This window comes from Sphingobacterium sp. UBA7625, from assembly GCF_002484085.1.
Taxonomy (GTDB): domain Bacteria; phylum Bacteroidota; class Bacteroidia; order Sphingobacteriales; family Sphingobacteriaceae; genus Sphingobacterium; species Sphingobacterium athyrii.
Genome location: NZ_DLJD01000023.1, coordinates 195,452 through 217,918, shown reverse-complemented (window position 1 = coordinate 217,918; position 22,467 = coordinate 195,452). Strand labels below are relative to the sequence as shown.

At 40.3% G+C, this 22,467-nt stretch carries 17 protein-coding genes; 16 read left to right on the top strand and 1 reads right to left on the bottom strand.

Going from position 1 to position 22,467, the window contains the following annotated elements; translation table 11 throughout:
- Positions 1–553: 553 nt before the first annotated feature.
- The gene (locus tag B4G94_RS09215) at positions 554–1,141 is read left to right on the top strand and encodes a Crp/Fnr family transcriptional regulator (protein ID WP_286858465.1); all 588 of its coding nucleotides are present in this window, start codon (positions 554–556) and stop codon (positions 1,139–1,141) included.
- Between the two features lie 55 nt (positions 1,142–1,196).
- Positions 1,197–1,880, top strand: coding sequence for an MBL fold metallo-hydrolase (locus B4G94_RS09210; RefSeq protein ID WP_286858464.1), 684 nt, complete (start codon positions 1,197–1,199; stop codon positions 1,878–1,880).
- Positions 1,881–2,157: 277 nt separating this feature from the next.
- Here B4G94_RS09210 and B4G94_RS09205 read toward each other — a convergent pair whose 3' ends face one another.
- Complete coding sequence (locus B4G94_RS09205) at positions 2,158–3,294, bottom strand: NAD(P)/FAD-dependent oxidoreductase (protein ID WP_286858463.1); 1,137 nt, start codon at positions 3,292–3,294, stop codon at positions 2,158–2,160.
- A 288-nt stretch (positions 3,295–3,582) separates the two neighbouring features.
- On the opposite strand from B4G94_RS09205, the gene B4G94_RS09200 reads away from it, so the two are divergent.
- From B4G94_RS09200 to B4G94_RS09135, 14 genes are all read left to right on the top strand, one after another.
- Positions 3,583–3,879 (top strand): SDR family NAD(P)-dependent oxidoreductase, encoded by a 297-nt coding sequence (locus B4G94_RS09200; RefSeq protein WP_286858461.1) that lies wholly within the window; start codon positions 3,583–3,585, stop codon positions 3,877–3,879.
- Entirely contained in the window at positions 3,858–4,343 is a 486-nt protein-coding gene (locus B4G94_RS09195) for an SDR family NAD(P)-dependent oxidoreductase (RefSeq protein WP_313533449.1), read from the top strand. Before B4G94_RS09200 ends, B4G94_RS09195 begins: the two co-directional genes overlap by 22 nt.
- A 25-nt stretch (positions 4,344–4,368) precedes the next feature.
- On the top strand, positions 4,369–4,923 hold the full coding sequence (locus tag B4G94_RS09190; RefSeq protein ID WP_286858459.1) for a TetR/AcrR family transcriptional regulator: 555 nt from the start codon (positions 4,369–4,371) through the stop codon (positions 4,921–4,923).
- 46 nt (positions 4,924–4,969) lie between these two features.
- Positions 4,970–6,337, top strand: coding sequence for a TolC family protein (locus B4G94_RS09185; protein WP_286858457.1), 1,368 nt, complete (start codon positions 4,970–4,972; stop codon positions 6,335–6,337).
- 8 nt (positions 6,338–6,345) lie between these two features.
- Positions 6,346–7,392, top strand: coding sequence for an efflux RND transporter periplasmic adaptor subunit (locus tag B4G94_RS09180; protein ID WP_286858455.1), 1,047 nt, complete (start codon positions 6,346–6,348; stop codon positions 7,390–7,392).
- 12 nt (positions 7,393–7,404) lie between these two features.
- The gene (locus B4G94_RS09175) at positions 7,405–10,479 is read left to right on the top strand and encodes an efflux RND transporter permease subunit (RefSeq protein WP_286858453.1); all 3,075 of its coding nucleotides are present in this window, start codon (positions 7,405–7,407) and stop codon (positions 10,477–10,479) included.
- 487 nt (positions 10,480–10,966) lie between these two features.
- A complete protein-coding gene (locus tag B4G94_RS09170) occupies positions 10,967–11,467 on the top strand; it encodes a hypothetical protein (RefSeq protein ID WP_286858451.1) in 501 nt (166 codons plus the stop codon).
- Positions 11,468–11,492: 25 nt separating this feature from the next.
- Entirely contained in the window at positions 11,493–12,257 is a 765-nt protein-coding gene (locus tag B4G94_RS09165; protein WP_286858449.1) for a hypothetical protein, read from the top strand.
- Between the two features lie 556 nt (positions 12,258–12,813).
- Entirely contained in the window at positions 12,814–13,383 is a 570-nt protein-coding gene (locus B4G94_RS09160) for an RNA polymerase sigma factor (RefSeq protein ID WP_286858447.1), read from the top strand.
- A gap of 77 nt (positions 13,384–13,460) precedes the next feature.
- The gene (locus tag B4G94_RS09155) at positions 13,461–14,444 is read left to right on the top strand and encodes a FecR family protein (RefSeq protein ID WP_286858445.1); all 984 of its coding nucleotides are present in this window, start codon (positions 13,461–13,463) and stop codon (positions 14,442–14,444) included.
- Between the two features lie 118 nt (positions 14,445–14,562).
- Positions 14,563–18,027 carry a SusC/RagA family TonB-linked outer membrane protein gene (locus B4G94_RS09150; protein ID WP_286858443.1) on the top strand — a complete coding sequence of 1,155 codons (3,465 nt, stop codon included), beginning with the start codon at positions 14,563–14,565 and terminating at the stop codon, positions 18,025–18,027.
- A gap of 71 nt (positions 18,028–18,098) precedes the next feature.
- Entirely contained in the window at positions 18,099–19,862 is a 1,764-nt protein-coding gene (locus B4G94_RS09145; RefSeq protein ID WP_286858441.1) for a RagB/SusD family nutrient uptake outer membrane protein, read from the top strand.
- Positions 19,853–20,734, top strand: a complete 882-nt coding sequence (locus B4G94_RS09140; protein WP_286858439.1) for a metallophosphoesterase — start codon at positions 19,853–19,855, stop codon at positions 20,732–20,734. The genes B4G94_RS09145 and B4G94_RS09140 overlap by 10 nt, the downstream gene beginning before the upstream one ends.
- Before the next feature lie 31 nt (positions 20,735–20,765).
- Complete coding sequence (locus B4G94_RS09135; RefSeq protein WP_286858437.1) at positions 20,766–22,037, top strand: RICIN domain-containing protein; 1,272 nt, start codon at positions 20,766–20,768, stop codon at positions 22,035–22,037.
- Positions 22,038–22,467: the final 430 nt, after the last annotated feature.

Genomic DNA, 22,467 nt, shown 5'->3' with positions numbered 1-22,467 from the left:
ATTTAAATGCGTTGACCCTGCACGAAACATGCTCTTTTCTTCAACTTCAATATTTTCTTCTATGGCAAGTCTTTCACGGCCCCGGTTGACAAATTCATTGTTATGAGCCATCTCTTCAGTTTGTCTGTTATTTAAAGTTACTTAAAAACTTTGGTTGTCTCGAGATTCTTCATTATAAGGATTTGAAGAATTATAAAAAGACAAGTTTGTTGATACTTACCAGAGAGAAAGTTGAAATTGAGAAGGGAAACTTGAGAAGCAGTTTACCGCAAAAGTAGACCGTTTTATTACATTATTTTGCTTCTACGTCTGTTATTTCTATAAGACTGATGATCCGGTAGGAGACACTGGAAACTTTATAGATCTAACACAGGAAAGGGATAATGCCTTTTAAACCCGACTTATCCTTAATTTTTTATATTAAATAAACAAGTTCTGATGCTTTGCTATCAGAAAATTAGCCTTGTTTTTAATGATAATGTTAAATTTGCGAGCTGGAATTAAGTAAGCTATAGTGGCAATAATAAAATAAAAAGGACAAAAAAGGTGGTGCATGACTGACATATTAATAAATTACCTTTCCTCAACGAGAGCACTCTCAGAAGCGGAAATCAACTTTTCAATACAGTTCTTTAAACCAGCTCATTTAAAAAAGGGAGCGTTTTTTATTCGTGAAAATGAATTCTGCAATCATATTGGATTTATCGCTAGTGGTGCTGTCAAAGCCTACGCTATTGACCAGCAAGGAAAAGAAAATATAACTTGCTTCAAATTTGAAAAAGAATTTACCGGCTCTTTTCCGGAGTTTGTCACGCAGGAAAAATCCAGAAGAAGTATCCGTACTGTTGAAGATAGCTTAATCTATAAAATCAGTTATCCTGATTATCAATATCTACTTGCCCAGGTGACCGCCCTAAATGGAATTTTAAAATCAGTGATTGAACAGGAGTATAAACAAAAGGAACGTTATCTACTAAACTACAATAACAGGTCAGCTTTGGACAAATACCGTCAGGTCCTTTCTTGCGACCCTAAGCTCGTCCAACGTATAGCGGTGCAAGACCTGGCATCATACCTTGGTATCACGCAACGGTCGCTCACAAGAGCGAAAGGACAAATCTCAAAAATCAATGTATTATAGGACAAATGTCCTTTTGCTTTAAGGATCGGTGAGCTAGATTTGTACGCAAAAAACTATGTTACATCAAATAGCTACTGAAGTATTCCATATTCCGCTCATGCCAAGAAACAGTATCAACTGTTATATTATCGAAGGTGTATTGGTAGACTCAGGAATAAGGAGTTCATATTCGACTATAAAGAAAGTGCTTCAGGAAATAAACGTTTATCAACATGTACTCACACATGCACATGCAGACCACCAAGGGTGCAGCGATCAGATATGTGCTGAATTTGAGATACCTTTACTCTGCCATCCCAACGAAGTTTTCAGAACTGAGACGGGGATGGTAACCATGGACTATCCAACGCAGCACCATTGGATAGCAAAACTTCAACAAAGATACTGGGTAGGCCAGGGACATAAAGTTGGACGGACAATCGTTGAAAACGATAAAATTGGAGACTTTCGGGTAATAGAAACTCCCGGACATTCCGCAGGTCATATCTCTTTATTCCGTGAGCGCGATGGTGTACTGATAATTGGAGATACGGCGGTAAATATGAACCTCATCACAACAGCAGTCGGCTTACGGCTTCCACCAAATATGTTCACAACGGATCAGCAGCTTAATATCAAATCGCTCCAGAAGTTAGCACAGCTGACCCCCGCTATGATTTGCTTCGGGCATGGACCGGTTCTGCGAAATAAGGATCGGAAGTTTGAGCAATTTGTGGCTCAATGTAGTTATCATCACTAAAGCGCCTTATTTTTCTTTAGATAAGATCCGTTCGACAGCGGGCTAGTGTTCGTTACTAAGGCTTTATGTCAGCAGGAATTTTTNNAAAAATTCCTGCTGACATAAAGATTTTAGAAATGTCAACTTAATCCGACGCCGACTTTACATGAAAAACCATTAAGGTTCAGTTAGCTGGTGATGCCTTTATGGAGTTCGCACTCGTTGCTGTAATCCATTCTGTTCAATAAGTAGAATCGTTTTTCGACATATTAATATCGTTGAAATTCTAATTTGGTACTCATTTTAAAAAATCTTCTTCTACCAGCGCGTTATTTAAAAATACACCTGTATTATTGCCTGTTGATACAGCATATGATACAGCACGTAGCGGATTAGTGTTGTCTCCACAAGCGAATATGTTATCCACTGTTGTTTTCTGAAATGCATCTACTTTGATAAGTCCCTGTTCTGTCAATTCACAGCCCAATAATTCGGGGATTTTACAATGTTGTTCAAATGGAGGTCTAGCATAGATGACATCTAATTTAAAAATTGAATTGTCTGAAAAAGTTATTTCTTCAACTACGCCATCTGTATGTTTCAACGAGGCTATCTTCTTCTCAACTATTGAAATATTGTGTCTTTTGATTTCATCGGTCTGCTCTTGTGTCAGCTCCGATTTTCCATTGGTAAATATCGTTAAATCCTTTGTCCAGTTATTAATAAGTCGGGACAAGTGAAATGCACCATATCCATTTGCCAAAATCCCTGTTTTTTGATTTTTTACTTCATATCCATGACAATAAGGACAATGAAGTACTGTGATTCCCCAGCATTCAGAAAATCCCTTAATGTTTAGCATTTTATCTTTTAAACCTGTTGCAAAAACAAGTTTTCTAGCTGAAAATATTTTACCTGATTGAGTTGATAGCTCAAAGCCCTTATCAGTTTTCGTTGCACTAACAGCAAGGTCAGTCAAGAATTTTACAGTGTCGTATTTTAACACTTGATCTTTTGCCTTTTCCCCAATAACGCTTGGTTTTTCTCCGTCTTGCGTCAGAAAGTTATGTGAATGAGGTGTTTGTCGGTTACAGGGCAAACCGCTATCAATAATTAAAACATTTCTTAATGCTCGTCCCAGAGCCATCGCTGCCGAAAGTCCTGCATAGCTACCGCCAATTATGATTACGTCAAAATCTTTGTTATCTGTCATTTCATTAAAATTTAAAAATGATGTTAATGGAAGAGGTAAAGCTAAAATGGATAAAGCAAGTCCTCCTTGTTTAATTAATTCTCGTCTTGATATTTTTTTCTGTTTATCCTTTATTTCCAACGGTCTGCTTAGGCCGTTGGTTTCAGGGGTCCCATCGCTTATCTGATCTTCGCAAAGATTAGCTATGATCTCCCTATTATTTTCTGGTCTGTCCGTCTCCATACTTGTAATATTTATTGGTTGCTAAATGTTCAAAACCAATTTATCTATTGTATATTTGTATTAAACAGTGTTCAAATATAATAAAAATCTATTTGTTTTAACAAAATAGATAGATTAAATTTTTAAATAACTCAGGCTGTAATACACAACTTTAAACTAAATAAACAGCTGAATTACTTCAATATATGGCATTTTACAGCAGATATCATATTGAAGTGTAAAAAAAATTGGATAATTGAACAGTGTTTAATAGATTTGCATCATAAAATTAATTTCAACATTTAAGAAATGAAAAAAGCATTAATAACTGGAGCAAGCGGAGGCATAGGTTTGGAAATTGCCAGACGTCTTTCCCAACAGCATTACCAATTGACCCAAGTGGCAAGAAATGAACAGAAATTGAAATCTGTTCAGGAGCAACTTGGGAGGGAAGCACATCAGATTCTTGTAGCAGACCTTACCATAAAAGAGGATATTGAGAAAGTCAGTAGCACCTTACTGAAAATAGTTATGATCTTCTTGTTAATAATGCAGGAAATGGTTCTTATGGAAGGTTTACAGAGATACCTATTGGAGAACAGTTAAATACCATGACATTGAATATGGAGGCATTGGTATCCTTGTCTTATGCATTTTTAAGCAAAGCAGTATCAGGAAATGCGCTGATCAATATTGGGTCACTACTGGCTCATTCATCTTTTCCTGGTGGAGCCGTGTATGCGGGAACAAAAAGCTTTGTTGCCAACTTTTCGGAGTCACTCTGGTATGAATATAAAAATAAAGGTATCTTTGTATCAGGCTTTAATCCCGGTGCTGCCGATTCTGATTTCCATTCGAACTCGGGCAGTGATACAAGTGCATTTCCAAGTTTTGTCGTATCGAGTGTTTCTGAAGTTGCCGACGAATTTATGAAGGCATTGGCAGCAAGAAGAAAGCCAAGAGTAATACAAGGATTTAAAAACAGAATGATGCTATTTGGGTTTAAGTTTCTCAGCAGGAAATCAACCATTAATATAATGGGTAAAATTAGTCCGGGGCTTAAGGCTTAAATTTTAAAGCCAAATAAAAATTAAAATGAGTATAGCAGAAAGAAAACAGGAAGAAAAACAGGAAATGCACCAGCGTATCTTAAATGCGGCACGCAAAATATTTCTTGAAAAAGGATATGNNTATTTTCATTTTAAGGATAAAACCGAAATTTTTCAGGAGCTTCAAAAAGAAGGATTCACGTTGCTTCTAAACCAATTGAAAGTGCTGAACAGCGTAGCAGATCCATTTGAACGACTTAAGGCATCGGGACGTGTGTTTATTCAATTTGCGCAGGAAAATAAGGATTACTACAACCTCATGTTCATGGTTGAGGAGACCGTAAAAAATCCTACCGAAACCAGGTTCACAATTGCACAGGAAGCCATAAATCATATGTGTTCTATGATCCGCGATTGCCAACAACAAGGTAAATTCATAGAGATGGATACAGACTATTTTACATTTATGGTGCTTTCCGCAATGCATGGAATTTGTGCCTTGTTTTGCAAGGACCGTACAACAAGTTTTATAAACAAAACAAATGAAGAGCTGATGGAAAACGGCTACGCATGTTTTGTTGCTTTGCTCGAAAAGAGCTAGGCACTTTTTTTTATTATTTTATTGAACAGTGTTTAAATTTATTACAGTGATTAAATTATATCAAAAACCTAAATTATTATGGTCGATTTTGTTGACCATGGTATTGATCACTGCCCATCAGAGCTGGGCACAGGATAGGCTTGACCTATACATAAAAGAGGGTCTGGAATCAAACCAGAGTATAAAACAGCAAAATTTTATGCTGGAGAAAAATGTTTATGCGCTCTCGGAGGCGAAAAGTATGTTTCTACCAAATATTGCCTTTTCAACAACCTATACCAAAGCCGATGGCGGACGGACAATCGATATTCCTGTGGGCGATATGATGAACGGTGTGTACAGTACACTAAATCAGTTAACAGGAAGCAATTCGTTTCCGCAATTGCAAAACCAGCAGGTATTGATAAACCCCGATAATTTCTATGATGCAAAATTTCGCATCACCCAACCAATTCTGAATGCCGAGCTCAATTATAACAAAAAGATTAAGACAAAGCAGATCGGCCTCCAAAAAGCGGAAGTGCTACTTTATAAAAGAGAATTGGTAAAAGAAATTAAAGTAGCCTATTATAATTATCTGAAAGCGACCAATGCCGTAAAGATCTACCAATCTTATCTAGCATTGGTGCGTGAAGGGGAGAGAGTGAACAGGAAGCTATTGGATAATGGTAAGATTAACCGGACAGCCTTGGTCCGAAGCCAAAATGAGGTTTCCAAAATCGAGGCTTCGATCGTGACTGCTATAAAGACGCAAGAATCGGCCAGGTATTATTTTAATTTCCTTCTTAATCGCCCACAGACGGAAAGTATTTTAATAGATGAAATAACCGCCTTGCCGGATCAGACCGCTCTAATAGGCGAAGATATCGGTAATCGCGAGGAGCTTTCCAAACTTAAAATCGCCAAGGGTATCAATGAAGACCTGACGGGACTTGCAAAATCATACTTCGTTCCAAAGGTGGGAGCCAGTTTGGACCTGGGTTCGCAGGCATTTGACTGGAAATTCAATAATAAGAGCCGCTATTACCTTCTGGGCGTTTCTTTAGAGTGGAACCTTTTCGGATTTGGGAGAAACAGCAGCCGCATCAAGCAGGCCCTTGCCGAGCAGCAGGCAATTTCATCCCAGACCGACTATGTGCAACAACAGCTTCTTACAGAGCTTAAAGTGCGTCAGGCCAGTATGGAAAGTGCTGTTGCTGAATTTCGGGCAGCCCAGAGCCAGTTAAAGACAAGCCAGACCTATTACAATGATATATCAAAACTATATAAGGAAGGAATGGCAATTTATATTGAAGTGCTTGACGCCCAGAATCAATGGGTAGATGCCCAGCTGCGGGCCAACATCGCGCTATTCGATACATGGATAGCATTTACTGCCATTGAACGCGCCAACGCTAGTTTTAACATACAATAATTTTAAAAATGAAAAGGATACAATTTACAGTAATTGCGGCAGCCCTATTGCTGTCATCGTGCAAAGAGCACCCCAAAAATACAAATCCGCTTGGCGAACCAGATATCATTGCCGTAAAGGTATCCCCTGTGTCGTCCTTCCGTGTTCCTACCTCGGTACAGGTAACCGGGTTGGTCAGTACAGAAGACCAGGCAAACTATTCTTTTAAAATAGGCGGTGTCATCAGCCGTATATTGGTCAATGAAGGAGACTTTTTCCGCAAAGGACAATTATTGGCAACGTTGAATACGACCGAAATTTCAGCTGGGCTTTCCCAGTCAAACCTAGGTGTGGACAAAGCCCAACGCGACTATGACCGTGCAATGAACCTTTACAAAGACAGTGTCTTTACGTTGGAACAGCTGCAAAATACAAGAACTGCACTTGATGTTGCCAGAAAAGGAAAAGAAGCCGTGGCGTTCAACGAGCGCTATGCAAAGATCTATGCCACCTCGGACGGCTTTGTCTCAAAGAAGGTCGCAAATGAAGGAGAAGTGATTGGGGGCGGGATGCCGGTGCTACTTACTAATACCATACAGCAGAATGCCAGCTATCTTCTGAAAGCAGGCGTAACAGGCCGTGAATGGTCAAGTATAAAAGCAGGACAGGCTGCGAAAGTTACATTGGATGGTTTCCCTGATCAGCTATTCGAGGCGACGGTATACAGAAAGCTGCAATCGGCAGACCGGGAAATAGGCTCTTTCCAGATAGAACTAAAATTGAAACTCCATAACGTTGCTCCTCCCGTAGGCATGTTTGGGAAGGCCGATATTGAGATAGATCAGGTGGAGAATGCAATCGTGATCCCCTATAATGCATTGGTTGAAGCGGACGGAAAAAAAGGATATGTATTCACTACTGTCGGCGCAGACAAGGTAAAAAAGATTCCTGTAAACATCATGAAGTTTGAAACGGATAAAGTGTATTTAAGTGACAAAATGGACGGGATAAATCAGATTGTCATTTCCAACAGCGCCTACCTGAACGAGCAATCCGTAGTCAAAATTATCAAGTAACCCCACATCATAATGAAAATAACAAATTTTGCTGTTAAGAACTATCAGTTCACCCTGATCATGTTCGTTCTTTTCGCCGTAGTGGGGTTGCTCACGCTGTTCACTATGCCGAGATCGGAGGATCCGACAACGCATCCGCCGCAATATGTAATCACCGTCATTTACCCGGGAACCAGTCCAAAAGACATGGAAGAACAGGTGGTAAAACCGATTGAAAATAAAATATACGGGCTTGAAAATATAGAAAAGATACTTACTTCTGTTGAAGACGGTGTTGCCGTAATACAACCTAAATTCAAATATGGCGTCGATGTCGACAATAAATACCAGGAGATATCTACCGAAATAAATGCGTTAAAGAACAGTGAACTCCCAAAAGACATCTATCTGATCAAAACGGAAAAGATAGCATCCTCCGATGTAAAGATCATCCAAGTGGCTTTGGTTTCCAATGCTGCATCAGCTAAAGAACTTAGGGACAAAGCCGATCTGCTGAAAACAGCACTGGAAAAGATTACCGACCTTAAGGAAGTTAAGTATACCGGAGTTCCTGAGCAGGAGATACGCATAGACATGCAGCTGGATAAGCTAGCCCAGCTAAGGATACCTTTAAATCTTGTTGTCGGGAGCTTGCAAAGCGAAGCTGCCGATATCCCAGGGGGAAGCGTTAACCTTGACACCAAAGTCTTCAACGTGAAGACCAGCGGTAAGTTCAAGAACGTCGAAGACGTCGCCAATACAGTTATATATAATGCCAACGGGAAGATTATTTATTTAAAAGATGTCGCCGAAGTCAGCTATAAGGATGGTACCATCAACCATATTACCCGCCTTAACGGTCACCGCTGTGTGCTCGTGACAGCCGCCATGAAAGACAATGTCAATATTAGCAAGGTCAAGGAAGAGTATATGCCAGTGTTGGAAGCATTCCAGAAAGGACTTCCGGAAAATATAAAAATGATCAAAAACTTTGACCAGGCGGACATGGTTGCCCAACGTTTGGGACATCTGGGATTTGATTTTGCGCTGGCGATCGTGCTGGTCGTTATCACGTTGTTGCCACTGGGATTCAGGGCGTCATTGATTGTTATGATCTCCATTCCTTTATCACTCGCCTTGGGTTTGATAGCGATGAACATGCTAGGCTATTCACTCAACCAATTAAGCATTGTTGGCCTAGTGGTAGCATTGGGGTTGCTGGTAGACGACAGTATTGTTGTCGTCGAAAACATAGAAAGATGGTTAAGAGAGGGGTATTCCATTAAGGATGCCGTCTTAAAAGGGACAAGGCAGATAGGTAATGCAGTTGTAGGATGTACGGCTACTTTGGTCATAGCGTTCCTGCCGCTTGCTTTTTTACCTGATGCGGCAGGCGAATTTCTCCGAAGCTTGCCGATGGCGGTAATGACAAGCGTATTGGCATCCATGCTGGTTGCGCTTACCTTGGTTCCATTTCTTGGCAGCCGTATATTAAAACCACATGCACATAGCGGCGGTAATTACTTCCTGCAGAAGCTACAGCAGTTTTTGAGCTATTCATATCGCAGTATCATGCCAATCGCACTCAAATGGCCAAAAGTAACCGTAGGGATCTCAATCGCGCTGAGTGTTTTTGCGTTCGCACTCTTTCCATTGGCAGGCTTCAAGCTTTTTCCAACATCAGAAAAGCCAATGTTCCTGATCAATATCAAGCTGCCATTGCAGGCAAACATCCCTGAAAGCGACCGCGTCACCAAACTCGTGGAGCAGGAACTGCAGAACCATAAGGAAATCGTGTATTATACCTCCAATGTCGGCAAAGGTAATCCGCAGATTTACTACAATGTACACCAGCAGGACATTAAGCCCGATTTTGGACAAATATTTGTTCAATTGGGCGACGATACCGGCCCAAAAGTCAAACAGGAACTGATTAAGACTCTTAGAAAAAAATTCATTGATTTTCCCCATGCAAGAATTGAGGTAAAGGATTTTGAACAGGGCACACCGATTGAGGCGAACATTGTGGTCAGAGTTTTCGGGGATAATCAGGACACTTTGCGATCCCTATCTTTTAAGGTAGAGGAAATTTTAAGGAAGCACCCCGGTACCTTCTTTGTGAACAACGAGCTAAATTCGTACAAATCAGATGTCAAGGTTTCGATAGACAAGGAAAAAGCGCGCACCCTTGGTGTATTGACCAGTGATGTAGACATGGTTATACGCATGGCAGTAGCCGGCGTAAATGTTGGTGACTACATCGACGACCGCGGCGATTCAAGGAATGTGATCATTACCCTACCACGAGAAAAGTTTTCAGATCTCAATGTACTCAAAGGACTTTATGTCAACAATATCCAGGGAACACCGATACAGGTTGACCAGATTGCTACAATAGGTTTTGAAACATCTCCGACGGCAATCAACCATTTTAACAAATCGAGGTTTGCCAAAGTGACATCATTGACTAAAGACCACGTGTATGCCAATGATATTTTAAAAGACATCGTTCCACAGCTTGATAGATTAAAGCTTCCGCCGGGGTACTATTATAAATTGTCGGGTGAGGCCGAGTCGGAAGGCGATGCCCTGGGAGGCAACTTTCTTTCGGTCATATTATTAAGTGGCTTCCTTTTTATAGGCGTGCTCCTTTTACAGTTTAAGAATTTCAAGGGGATTATTATTGTATTATCCATTATCCCGTTGGGTATATTGGGCGGTGCTATAGCGTTGCTTTTAACCGGCAATCCGATGTCCTTGGTTTCTATCATCGGTTTTATCGGGTTGTCGGGAATACAGGTCAAGAATTCGCTGCTCCTCGTAGATTTTACAAACCAGCTTAGGGTTGAGGGCCACTCCTTGGATGAAGCTATCCATATAGCGGGCGAGACACGGTTTTTACCTGTTGTGCTTACATCTATTACCGCTATCTGCGGATTGATACCTATTGCATTAAATCCCAATCCGCTTATTGCCCCCTTGGCGATTGTACTTATTGGCGGGCTTATAAGTTCAACAATCCTATCAAGGATTGTAACACCCGTAATGTACAGGCTAATCCCACCACAGATAGAAATTGAGGAAGATACAGAAGATAACGAAAAGTAATGAATACACTTTTCAAAGGCAATGCAGGAGGCCAGTCTCTTATTTAGTTTATGTGGGGCTGGCCAAATGTTTCTATCGTACACTTTGTTTTTATTTATACTAGTAATTCTTTGTCGTCAAAAAAATAAGCTGGTTATTATTACTCTATGAAAGTGCAGAAAAATAAAGGCTGTTTCCTCTGCTTTGGTGAAAAAGTATTCAGGGAGATATATTTGCGCTTCGAGTAATCGGAAAATATATGAGATTTATTTTCAAGATGATTTTCCCGAGTCTGTTGTAAATCTGAAAATCCAGATTTGGAGATATCATCATTTACGAATTCCCAACTAGCGGCATTAGTTGATTTTGTAAAGAAGAATTATCTCATCATCGAAAACTGTCTGAAAAGTTTTAAGTGGGGGGCAGTATCTGTGTTCATTTGGTAGACAATAAGTATTTAGAATTGTATTATATTAAACCAGCAATTTTTATCACTTTTAAAAATATAATGAGAAAAGTAGTATTTAAAGACATAGACGGAAAAACAAAGAAAATGATGCTTTGTCAGGCAAAAGGCGGAGTTTATCTTTTTGGATATTACAGCTTAGAGGACGGTTCTGCAGATTGGGATCATTTCTTTTCCACTATGGAAGACGCGAGTGAATGTTGCATTGAAGAGTATGCTATTAATGAAGAGGATTGGATAATAATTGCAGACCAACCTAAAAATTGTCAACAAGACTTTATTATTCCAACAAGGATAAAAGGAAGAAAAGTCGGAAAGCCTGTGTTTGGACATCTACAACGATTTGTTGAAGGACAGTGGATTGACTATGAAATATCAGAGAAATGTATAAGTTTTGATGGACTAACAGATAAAGAGAGATTATCTATTAGTGGACTAGTATTTGAGTATGAGAAGGCTTTAATTGACGATAAAGCAAAAGCGATAAAAATTTTGAAAGCATCGAACTTTGACAAAACTTCGATTGACACAATTATTGGATAAATAAACATAACGCTATCCAGCACCTATGGAATTAAATGAGATAAAAAATATACAAGATTTCCAGCGATTTCTGTTTCAACAAAAGAATGAAAAGTTTGTTCAGTCTGATGATCCCAATTATTCAAGAACAATTTGCGGAACAGATTTCAGATCTGAAATTCTGTATGTTCTACCATCGACTGAAACATTGGAAAATATCAGGTTCTATGACAGTCTGAAGTTTATCACCATCAATAACTATAAGATTGATAGTAAAAATCTTGATGCATTAAAAAAGTATAAGGATAATTTAATTAATGTTAGCCATTTACATATTTGGAACATCAAACAAAATGATCTGGATTTAATTTCATTGTTTCCAAATTTGACACATTTATTAATTTCACATGTCAAAAAAGCTGACTTTTCATTTAACCGCTTAGACGAGCTAACGAATTTGAACACGCTTTGTCTTTTAAGTCTAAACAAAGTAGCAGACTTCAATTTCTTGCCAAACGCTACAAAATCTAGAATTAAAAACCTTTCGTTAACTTATACATCAAATCTTAAAAGTTTGAATGGGATTGATAAGTTCGAAAACCTTGAACACTTATCGCTCTTTGCATCAACAACAGAAAGTAACAAAAAAGTAAGCCTTGACGATTTATCAGGAATTGAAAACCTAGCAAAACTTAAAACATTTGAAATTGCTTATTTTCGGTTTGACAATAGGGAAATGGCCAATAGACTTTCGTTTTTAAAAGAATTAAAGGAGTTTGCAATTGATAATATCAAATATAAAAATAACTAACAAATACGTTTGAATGAAATTATTAGACTTTTTCAAAATATTTAAACGAAAGACAAATTTTTTGCCAAATTCTGCCCTTGATTGATCGGTTTACTGTTATTAAAATACATCCAAAAGAGTGTAATTTACAAATGAAATTTATCCAATTTCGTTAGTTTTATAAGGATGAACATATTTGTGAAAATTGAATTTGGAAATGGGCAAATGATCCGTTCACAAAGGATAAAATACCAGATAAAATGGACAATTCGATGTCTTTTGAAAATAGTAGAGGGAAAATGGAAAACCTTTTTGCAGGATGATTTAGTTCCAATTCTATCCGACAATCAAATTTCAGATTATACTTGCTTCTGCTTTGGATATTATACACGTTATTATTTTTTTGTGAGATAAAATTTCTACTAAAACAACCGTAGATAAGAATTGTATTCAGAAAGTGATAAAATAAAATTTACGCAAACGTTTGTTTTGGGGACTTGACTTTTAATGCGAAAAAAATCCAGTATGTTTGATTGGGAACAGCAATGTTATAGCTAATTAAGCCAGCAATTAAATTATGAAGTCAAAATTGTTGATCAAAGATATTTCAGATTTTGAATTGTTGGTGAATACCCATACCAACAAGCTCACACAGACTGCTTTCCTAAAAATTGGAAATCTGCAGGATGCGGAAGATCTCGTACAGGATCTGTTTATCAATCTCTGGATCAAAAGAGAGTCCATTGTTGTTCATGGCCCAGTCTACAATTACCTCTATGTATCCCTGCGGAATAAAATTATGAATTATTTTGCGAAGGCCAAGCTTCGTCAAGATGTGAAAAATAGGCTTGCGGTAAACCTTGAAGTCGTAGATCTCTCCTTGGTCAATCTTTTGATCGAAAAAGATCTAAACACCTTGTTTTCGGAAATTTTGAACGAGTTACCGGATCACATGCAAAAGATTTTTAAACTACGCAATGAAGATTTTACCCTCAAGGAGATTGCTGTCGCTTTAGGATTGGCTGAGCAGACAGTAAAAGGATACAGTGCAGACATGCATCGTCGTATTAAAGCTATGTTAATAGAGCGTCATCCCGAATTCGCCCGTTCACTGACAGTAATGCTCTCTTTTTTGCTGATCAAATAATTTTTTTAAATTCCTTACATACTTTTGATTGTCACCAGCTGTCTTACTTGAAAGAACACATCTAGAAAGAATTACCAGTGGATCAAAACCAGTTAAAAAAACTAATCAAGAAGTACCAGGAAGGTACGGCGAGTGCTGCAGAGAAATTTGTTGTGGAATATTGGTATGAATCCTTGGGGCAGCAAAAAACCAAAGATTCAGATATAGATTTTATTCCAGACCGCAAAGATCTCAAGCAGCGCATTGTTTGGGCTTCTTCTGTATACGCAGATAAGCGATCTACTAACCGACGACGTTTTATATATGCCGCTGTTGCGAGCGTCGTGTTGTTTATGTTTTCAACCGTTCTATATCATCAATATTTTTCAGAATCGCAGATTGACAGTCTGATCAAGCCAATCAAAATAGTATATCTAGATAGAGGAACCATATCCACTGGTACTGCTGAACGGAAAACGGTCGTTCTGAACGATGGTACGAAAGTGATCCTGAATGCCAATTCAAGTTTAACTGTAGGTGACTATGACCAGCTGCGGGATGTGAATCTCTATGGTGAGGCTTTCTTTGATGTCAAAAAAGATCCATCCAGGCCATTCACTGTGCACGGCGGTGGACTACATATCAGGGTGCTGGGTACCAGTTTTAATGTCAAAGCTTATCCTGATATCCACAATACATCCGTATCCGTGCGCACGGGTAAGGTTCAAGTTGACAACAACGAGAAAAATCTACGCACACTGATGCCAGATGAGAATATAGTCTATGATCGCAAGTCTAGTGGTTATAAATTGACTAATGCTGAGTATGCTTTAGAATCATCCTGGTTATCCGACCATGTTAAGCTAGATCAGGCCAGCTTCGAAGAATTGAACCAAAATTTTAAGAATTTCTATGGATTCTCACTTCGTACGGCCGATGAGAAATTATTGAAGGATCGTTATAATATAAATTTCCGTCAATCCAAAACAATGACCACCGCGTTGGAAGAGATTCAGTTATTGACCGGAAAAAAAATCAGTATTAAAAATAAGCAGGAGGGTAAAGAGATCATTTTATACTAAAAATAAAAAGGGCTCACATAGTGTAAGACCCTTTACAGAAAAATTATGGAATCTATCTGACCCGATTCCATAATCGGTTTCATGGATGTAAAACCTTTAATCAACACAAAATTAACAAATGATTAACAAAAAACTAATAAGAAAAGAAAAAAGAAGCAACAAATACCTTTCTTTAAGTCTTGGTGGAGCGCTGCTGTTATTATCCGGCACTTTTTCCTGGAACAGGACATATGCACAGGAGAATGCCAGGATCTATAACCAGAACTACCAAAAAACAACGCTGCGTGATGTTATCCTTGATCTACAAAAGAGATCTGGCTCAGATATTTCGTTTACAGAGAGCTTGGGTCTAAAAAATATAAGTATCGGCAAATTCGAGACTAAAAATGAGTCCTTGGAGCAGGTCTTACGGAGATTGCTGACACCTTACGGTATTCAGGTGAAAAAAACGGATAGCGGTTTTGTTTTAGTCCGGCAGACACAGCAAGAGGGAAGATCCATTTCTGGCAAAATCGTAGACCCATCTGGTATGCCCGTTTCGGGGGCTACCTTAAATTTAAAACGTGCCAGTACAAAATCCAAAAGTGATGATAAGGGGGAATTTTCGCTGCAATCAATTTTCCCTTCGGACACCTTATCCGTGCATTTTATGGGGTTCAAGGCGGTGGATACCTTGGTGACGAATGAAAAGGCGGAGGATCTCCTGATCCGTTTGGAAACTGGCATGGCACGTGAACTCGATGAGGTGGTGGTGGTCGGGTATGGTGTTCAAAAGAAAGTTAACCTGACGGGATCTGTTGCCGTTGTTGATGGAAAACGTTTACAGGATAGACCGGTAAACAACGTATCCCAATCGCTTTACGGAACGGTAAGTGGCCTGACGATCGCATATGGCAACAATGGTTTTGAACCCGGCGCTGCACCGTCGGTACAGATCAGGGGCCAAGGTAAACCCTATGTCCTGATCGACGGCACCGCCGGAGATATTAATACGATTGATCCGAATACTGTTGAAAGTGTTTCTATCTTAAAAGATGCAGCTGCTTCGGCAATCTATGGTGCCCGCGCACCTTATGGGGTCTTACTAATTACGACCAAATCAGGAAAGGCTAATCAGAAACCACAAGTCGATTTTTCAATGAATGGCGGGCCTACAACCATTATCAATAAACCAAAGATGGTTGATTCCTACACATTTGCCCGTGCCATGAATCAGATGCATGACAACCAAGGGGTTGCCAGATTGTTCTCAGAATCGACGATCGACAGGATCATCGCGTATATCGATGATCCTACATTACCGGAAACTGTGCCTGATGCCAACAATCCGAGGAAGTGGTCCACCTATCAATTCTCAAACGGCAATAATGACTGGATAGATATCCATTATGGCAATGGACGCCGGATGCAGGAAAATTTATCTGTCAAAGGAGGATCTAAAGACATGGCCTACTCTTTGTCGCTGGGACATGCGTCCGAAAAAGGGGTGTTGAGAATTGTGGACGATAAGTACAAACGCTACAATTTTCAAGCTAAACTCGATGCCAATATTACAGATTGGTGGAAGATCAGTTCGAATACAAGGCTCACAAATGCAGTACGTGATAGACCTATATATAACGGTGAGGGTGAATATGGCATGATTATCCATCAGATTTTCAGAACACATCCCGAGGTTTTTCTTAAATCGCCAAATGGATATTACTCGCAACTTTCACGTGTTCCGCAGATGCAAGCCGGTTATCAGAAGTTGACAAATAATACGCTGGTACAACGCTTGGCGACCGAAATCAGTCCGCTCCAAAACTGGAAAATCAATGCCGACTATTCGATAGATTATCAGATTTTTGACTATGCCGGTGTTAATCAGGTGGCTTATGAGGATGAAGTAGATGGTACCCTTGTGCCAATAGCACTTACCGTCCCTCCGTATATCGAAAAGAAAAAATCCAATACCACCTACAAAGCGCTTAATATTTATACAAGCTATAATTTACACTTCGGAACGGATCACCATTTTACGGTACTGGCCGGTTTTCAGAATGAAATCAGTAAGCTGGATTCGATGAATGGGTTAAGAAGGGAAATCATCGTTCCTGATATCCCTTCTTTTACAACAGCAACAGGCGAGATGCAAGTGGGTGATGGTCTGACGCATTGGTCTACCTTAGGCTATTTTGCACGATTAAATTATAATTATGCAGACAAATATTTGGTCGAGGCAAATGTCCGTTATGATGGTACATCCAAATTTGCCCGTGGCAGACGCTGGGGAGCATTTCCTTCCGTATCCGCAGGATGGTTGGTTTCTAAAGAATTGTTTTGGCAGCCTCTACTGGATTATATACCATTTATGAAACTTAGGGCATCATGGGGGAAGCTGGGTAATCAGAATGTTGCCGCCTATCAGGACCTTGCATTATTGGGCGTCAAAAGTAATTTAGGTTGGCTTATTGATGGCATGCGGCCCGCTTACACAACAGCACCAAACCTGGTAAACCGCTATCTTACCTGGGAGTCATCACGTTCCATGAACACAGCCATTGAAATGGGATTTTTTCAAAACCGCTTGCATGCTGAATTTGAATATTATCAAAGGCTGACTTATGATCGTCTCGGACCGGCACAGGCATTGCCAGCAGTGTTGGGTGCTACTATTCCGAGGGAAAATAATTCGGAGCTCAAGACCAAAGGCTGGGATTTTAGTTTGCGCTGGAATGGAAAAATAGGCTCGGATTTTAATTATTCCGTAGCGGCCAATGTTTTTGATTACAAAAATATAATTACAAAGTATACAAACCCAACGGGTATCCTGACAACGGATTATGTCGGCAAAGATCCTGGTGAAATATGGGGTTATGAAACTGCGGGATTAATCAAAACCAAGGAACGTGCCGACGAGATCAATGCATCAGGCTATCAAAAATTTATCAACGGCCAGACCTGGCAGACGGGGGACGTTGAATACCGGGATCTCAATGGGGATGGGGTAATAAATAACGGCAAAAACACCATAAATGACCATGGAGACCTTAAAATCATTGGTAATTCGACACGCCGTTACCAGTTTGGACTTAATTTAACCGCCAACTATAAAAATGTTGATATCGCGGTGTTTATCCAAGGTACCGGAAAGCGTGATCTATGGTTGGATGGCAATGTATTCTGGGGTTTTAGGGCCTGGAATCAATCCTCCCTGTTCCCTCACCACATGGATTACTATCGGGATGTCGAAGGGGACCGCTATTCGGGGCTTGGTATAAACACTGAAGCTTATTTTCCGCGGCCTTACAGTAATACCACCCAAGATAGCAAGAATAAGCAAATGCAGACACGCTACCTGCAGAATGGTGCTTATGCACGGCTTAAAAATCTACAGATAGGCTATACCATTCCTGCATTGATGCTCCAGAAAATCGGATTAAAACGCGCCCGTATTTATTTCTCCGGTGAGAATATCTACACCTTATCCAAACTTCCTAGTGCATTTGATCCTGAAACAGCAATATTGGGAGATTTTGGGAATGGCAAAGGCATGTTTTCGCAGGCAATTTGGGCATTCGGGATGAATATTTCGCTTTAACAGCATTTGATTTGAATATAAAGGTAGCTACTTAGGTAGCAAAGGAAAATATATCTAGCAATTAATAACCAATGAAAAAAAACATAATCTTATTATATACGACAGTCATTTTACTGTTGGTCGGTTCCTGCTCCGAGGATTTTTTGGATAGGCCGCCATTGACACAGATTGAAAACGAAAGCTATTGGAAAACAGCCAAAGATCTAGAGAATTATACGATTCAATTCTATACGGTATTCCCTGCTTTTAATACGGTAGGTAGTTTCCTTGGTGTGATCGGTTGGGATGGTTCCCGTGGATCCGACGTGCAGATTTCCAGTTCACCGAGCACAGTCTGGAATGGTACCGAATCGCCGGTTGCATCGGGCGGAAACTGGAGCTGGAGTAATATCCGTAGTGTCAATATCTTTTTTAAGAACTATAGCAAATGCAAAGATCCTTTTGAAAAATATAAGCAGTTTTTGGGGGAAGCACATTTCTTTAAGGCCTGGTTTTATTTTGAAAAAGTCAGGCTCTACGGTGATGTTCCCTGGTATACGGATCCATTGGAGATGGACTCTGAAGAATTATTCAAAGCACGTGATTCACGTACGACTGTAGTGGACTCAATTTTGGCACACCTGGATAAAGCGATTGAATATCTGGAACCTGTGGCTACATTAAAAGGTAAAAACAATCGGCTTTCTAAACAGGCTGCCCTGCTCTTCAAATCCAGGGTCGCGCTATTTGAGGGCAGCTGGCAGAAATACCACAAAGGTACAGCATTTGGTACAGCGGGCGCTGATCCCAGTAAGTACTTCCGACAAACTGCTACCGCTGCCGAAACGTTGATGGATGCAAAATATGGCATGTCCCTGTATAGCAATAATGATCCCGAAAACGATTACTGCAAACTATTTTCTCTGAAAGATCAGCTTGCCAATAAAGAGGTGATTCTCTGGAAAGCCTATTCCGTCAACCGTGATCTGTCACACTCTTTTCAGATCTATGTATCTGACCGTACTGCGGGGATATCCATGACTTTTGAACAGATACAGCATTACCTGGGCCGGGATGGTCAGCCATATGATTATTTCTCCCTTGGTAAGACGGTGAAAGGCAATGCTTTTTTAGAAAAAATACGGTCCGATTGTGATCCACGGCTGTCCCAGACGATCTGGACACCAGGAGCCTTGATGTGGGACAATACCTTTGGGAAAGCCACCTTTAAAAAGCCGTTTCTGGATAAATCCGGTGAGGCCTTGAATAATACCGGTTTTCAGATTCGAAAAGGGAATGATCCAAAATCGGCTCTCGCGGGTGGTGGTGTTTCCTGGAGCTCAAGTGATGAAACAGGTGCCATTATCTTCCGTTATGCCGAAGCGCTATTGAATTATGCCGAAGCAAAGGCCGAACTTGGCGAAACAGTCGACCATGCCAAATCAATCAATCTGCTCCGCAAGAGATCAGGTATGCCTGAATTTGCTGTCGTAAGTGATCCCACTAGCAGTCGGTATGCGGATTATGGCTATAGTCTATCAGACCAGTTAAAAGAAATCCGTCGCGAGCGTACCGTCGAACTGGGGGCCGAGGGATTTCGCTATGACGATATCCGGAGATGGGCCGCGCATAAACTGTTGAAAGGGAAACGTCCCAAAGGTTATCCATTTGCGGCCTCTGACTGGACCGGTACCAAAATCAACTATAAGGTTGATGCCGACGGTCTATTGGACCCCTTTGTAACGCAGTTGCCGAATGGCTATGGATTTAAGGGAAACCGCGATTACCTCGAATGCATACCATTGAATGAAATCACCTTGAATAATAACCTAAAACAAAATCCAGGATGGGAGTAAACTTATTTTTATCATTGCTATTTACACTGTTTTATAGCATAGGCGAGGGACAATCCCTTGTCAGGATCGGTCTGATTGCAGATCCACAGTACGCGGACAAAGATACCCACGGCAGCCGTTTTTACCGAAACTCACTTGGTAAATTAGATTCTGCCGTGCTGGCTATCAATCGGGAAGGTGTAGATTTTACAGTTACACTCGGCGATTTGGTCGATGTCGGACCGAAAGATCTGCAACCTGTACTCCAGCGACTTGAGAAGCTCAAAAGACCGGTCTACAATATTTTGGGAAACCACGATTATGTAAATGTTGAAAATGGAGCCGATTTATATAAGGCTTATAAAATGCCGCACCCATATTATATCGTAGAGAAGGGGCAATGGCTGCTTATTATGCTCAATACCAATGAGCTGGCGGAGTATGCTACTCCAGCGGGGTCGGATCAGCGCCTTGCCTGGCAGACGCTCAACGATGGATTGAAGGCTGCAAAAAGAAAGAATGATCAGCCCTGGAACGGCGGGATAAGCGTAACGCAGCTCAGCTGGATGGAAAAGCAACTTCAAAAGGCGAAGTCATCCAACAAAAAGGTGATCGTTTTCACACATCATCCCTTGTATCCCGAGAATGGCCTTGAAGCACTGAATAACCGGGAGATATTGGCCCTTATCGAAAAATATCCGGTTGTAAAGGCGGTGATCTCAGGCCATCATCATCCCGGTAATTTTGCAACCTATAAAGGTATTCCGATGATTACACTGGAGGGTATGATCGAAACCGCCGACCAGAATGCTTTTGGTGTTTTGGAGCTCAATGATCATCAGCTGGATCTTCATGGAGAAGGACGGATGACAGCCCGGAAAATTGACTTTTAACGATAAACTTACTATTTAAACAATAAAAATTATGAGAAAAGAAATATCCATGTTTGGCAAAGCAGTCTGTATGTTTGCCTGTATGACTTATCTATCTGTGGGTTGTCAGAAAGATATTACGCAAATTCAGGAAAATGCGCCAAAAAAAACAGGTAAAGTCAATACGACATTGGCTGGACCCACTTTTGTAAGTGCACATCGGGCAAACGATCTGATTAAGGTTGATGAGATTATCAACGAGGGAATCAATAGCCTAGAGGTAGATATCTATGTTGCCAATAAAGACGGTCAACCAACCTGCCTGATTGGACATGAAGCTGGAACAGCGACCGGACAGACTTTAGAGCAATATTTTGCTAATTTAAACCAGAAGCTTCCAGGTTATACTTCGCTTTGGCTGGATTGTAAAGATTTGAACAGTAGTGCAAATGAACAATTGTTTTTAAAGACGCTTAAAAAAATGGATAGTTTGTATTCCATTAAAAATAAAGTATTGATAGAAAGCATGTATCCACAGCATTTGACGGGCTTCAAACAGCTTGGCTGGACGGTCAGTTATTATTGTAACTGGTCGGATTTGAGCGGCAAGACAGCTGCACAGCAACAGGTTGTCATGGACGCGATTTACAGCAAGCTGAATACCTATGGTGTGGATGGAATTAGTTACGATGCTTCTGTCGATAATGCGATGAAATCTTACTTCCCGACTAAAACTGTTGGCGGTGAACGTGTAAAGATGTACGCCTGGGCATTATCACGCTATTATGGTGAAACTGATCTGGCAAGTAAACTGGCAACCTATTCGCATCTCGATATTTTATTGATTACCTTTTATTCGCCACAGGGTATGCTGATCAACGGAGCCAATTACAAGATCGCGTCTGCTTTGACAAAAGAACCGAGCAAACTTGTTGATGTTAATGGTAATCCACCAATCAATGGTGAAGATGTGACGCTATGGACGTATAACTATCCGACATCATCCAATCAGGTATGGAAGTTAAGAAATGTTGGCAGCGGATATTATGCCTTGAAAAGCGTCGCAGATACGACTAAAGCACTGGAAGTGCGGGGTGGGGGATCGGCGAATAGCACACCTGTACAGGTAGCTACTTTTGCTAATACCTCGGCACAACGCTGGAAGATCACCTATGTGGGAAGCGGTAATTATAATCTAGAGCCAGCATCTGCACCAGGGAAGAACTTGGATGTCAATGGATCAAGCACAACAGATGATACGCAGATACAGATCTATTCTGCGCATACAGGCAATGCGCAGAAATTCAGATTGGTTAAACAATAAGAAACTGCTATCATGATACAAATTGAAATGGTAAAAATCAAATATTTATATATTTATATCACGGTTTTAAGTTTTGCAGATTTTCTGCTCCAGAGTTGGGAACATGAAAATATATTGCCAGCTTTAAGGGACCGGCTATTTCGACCTACATAAAAGGTGCTTACTACCCTAATATAGATCTTAGTAATTTGCTCATAAATTAAAGAAATTGGTAGTTAGTTGGGTGTTCAATTGGCGCAATGTAGAGATTATTTCACGACGTTGCGCTTTTTTGTTGGAACGCTTGAGGATAAGGTAAAGATTTTTCAATAGTAATCAGTACAGATGAGGTGTGTCATTTTCGCTAGTTCGAAAATAAATTTAGACCCATTATGGAAGCTACTAGTGGTATAAGAAAGAAGACTCTCCAAAAACCGATAAATTTCAAATT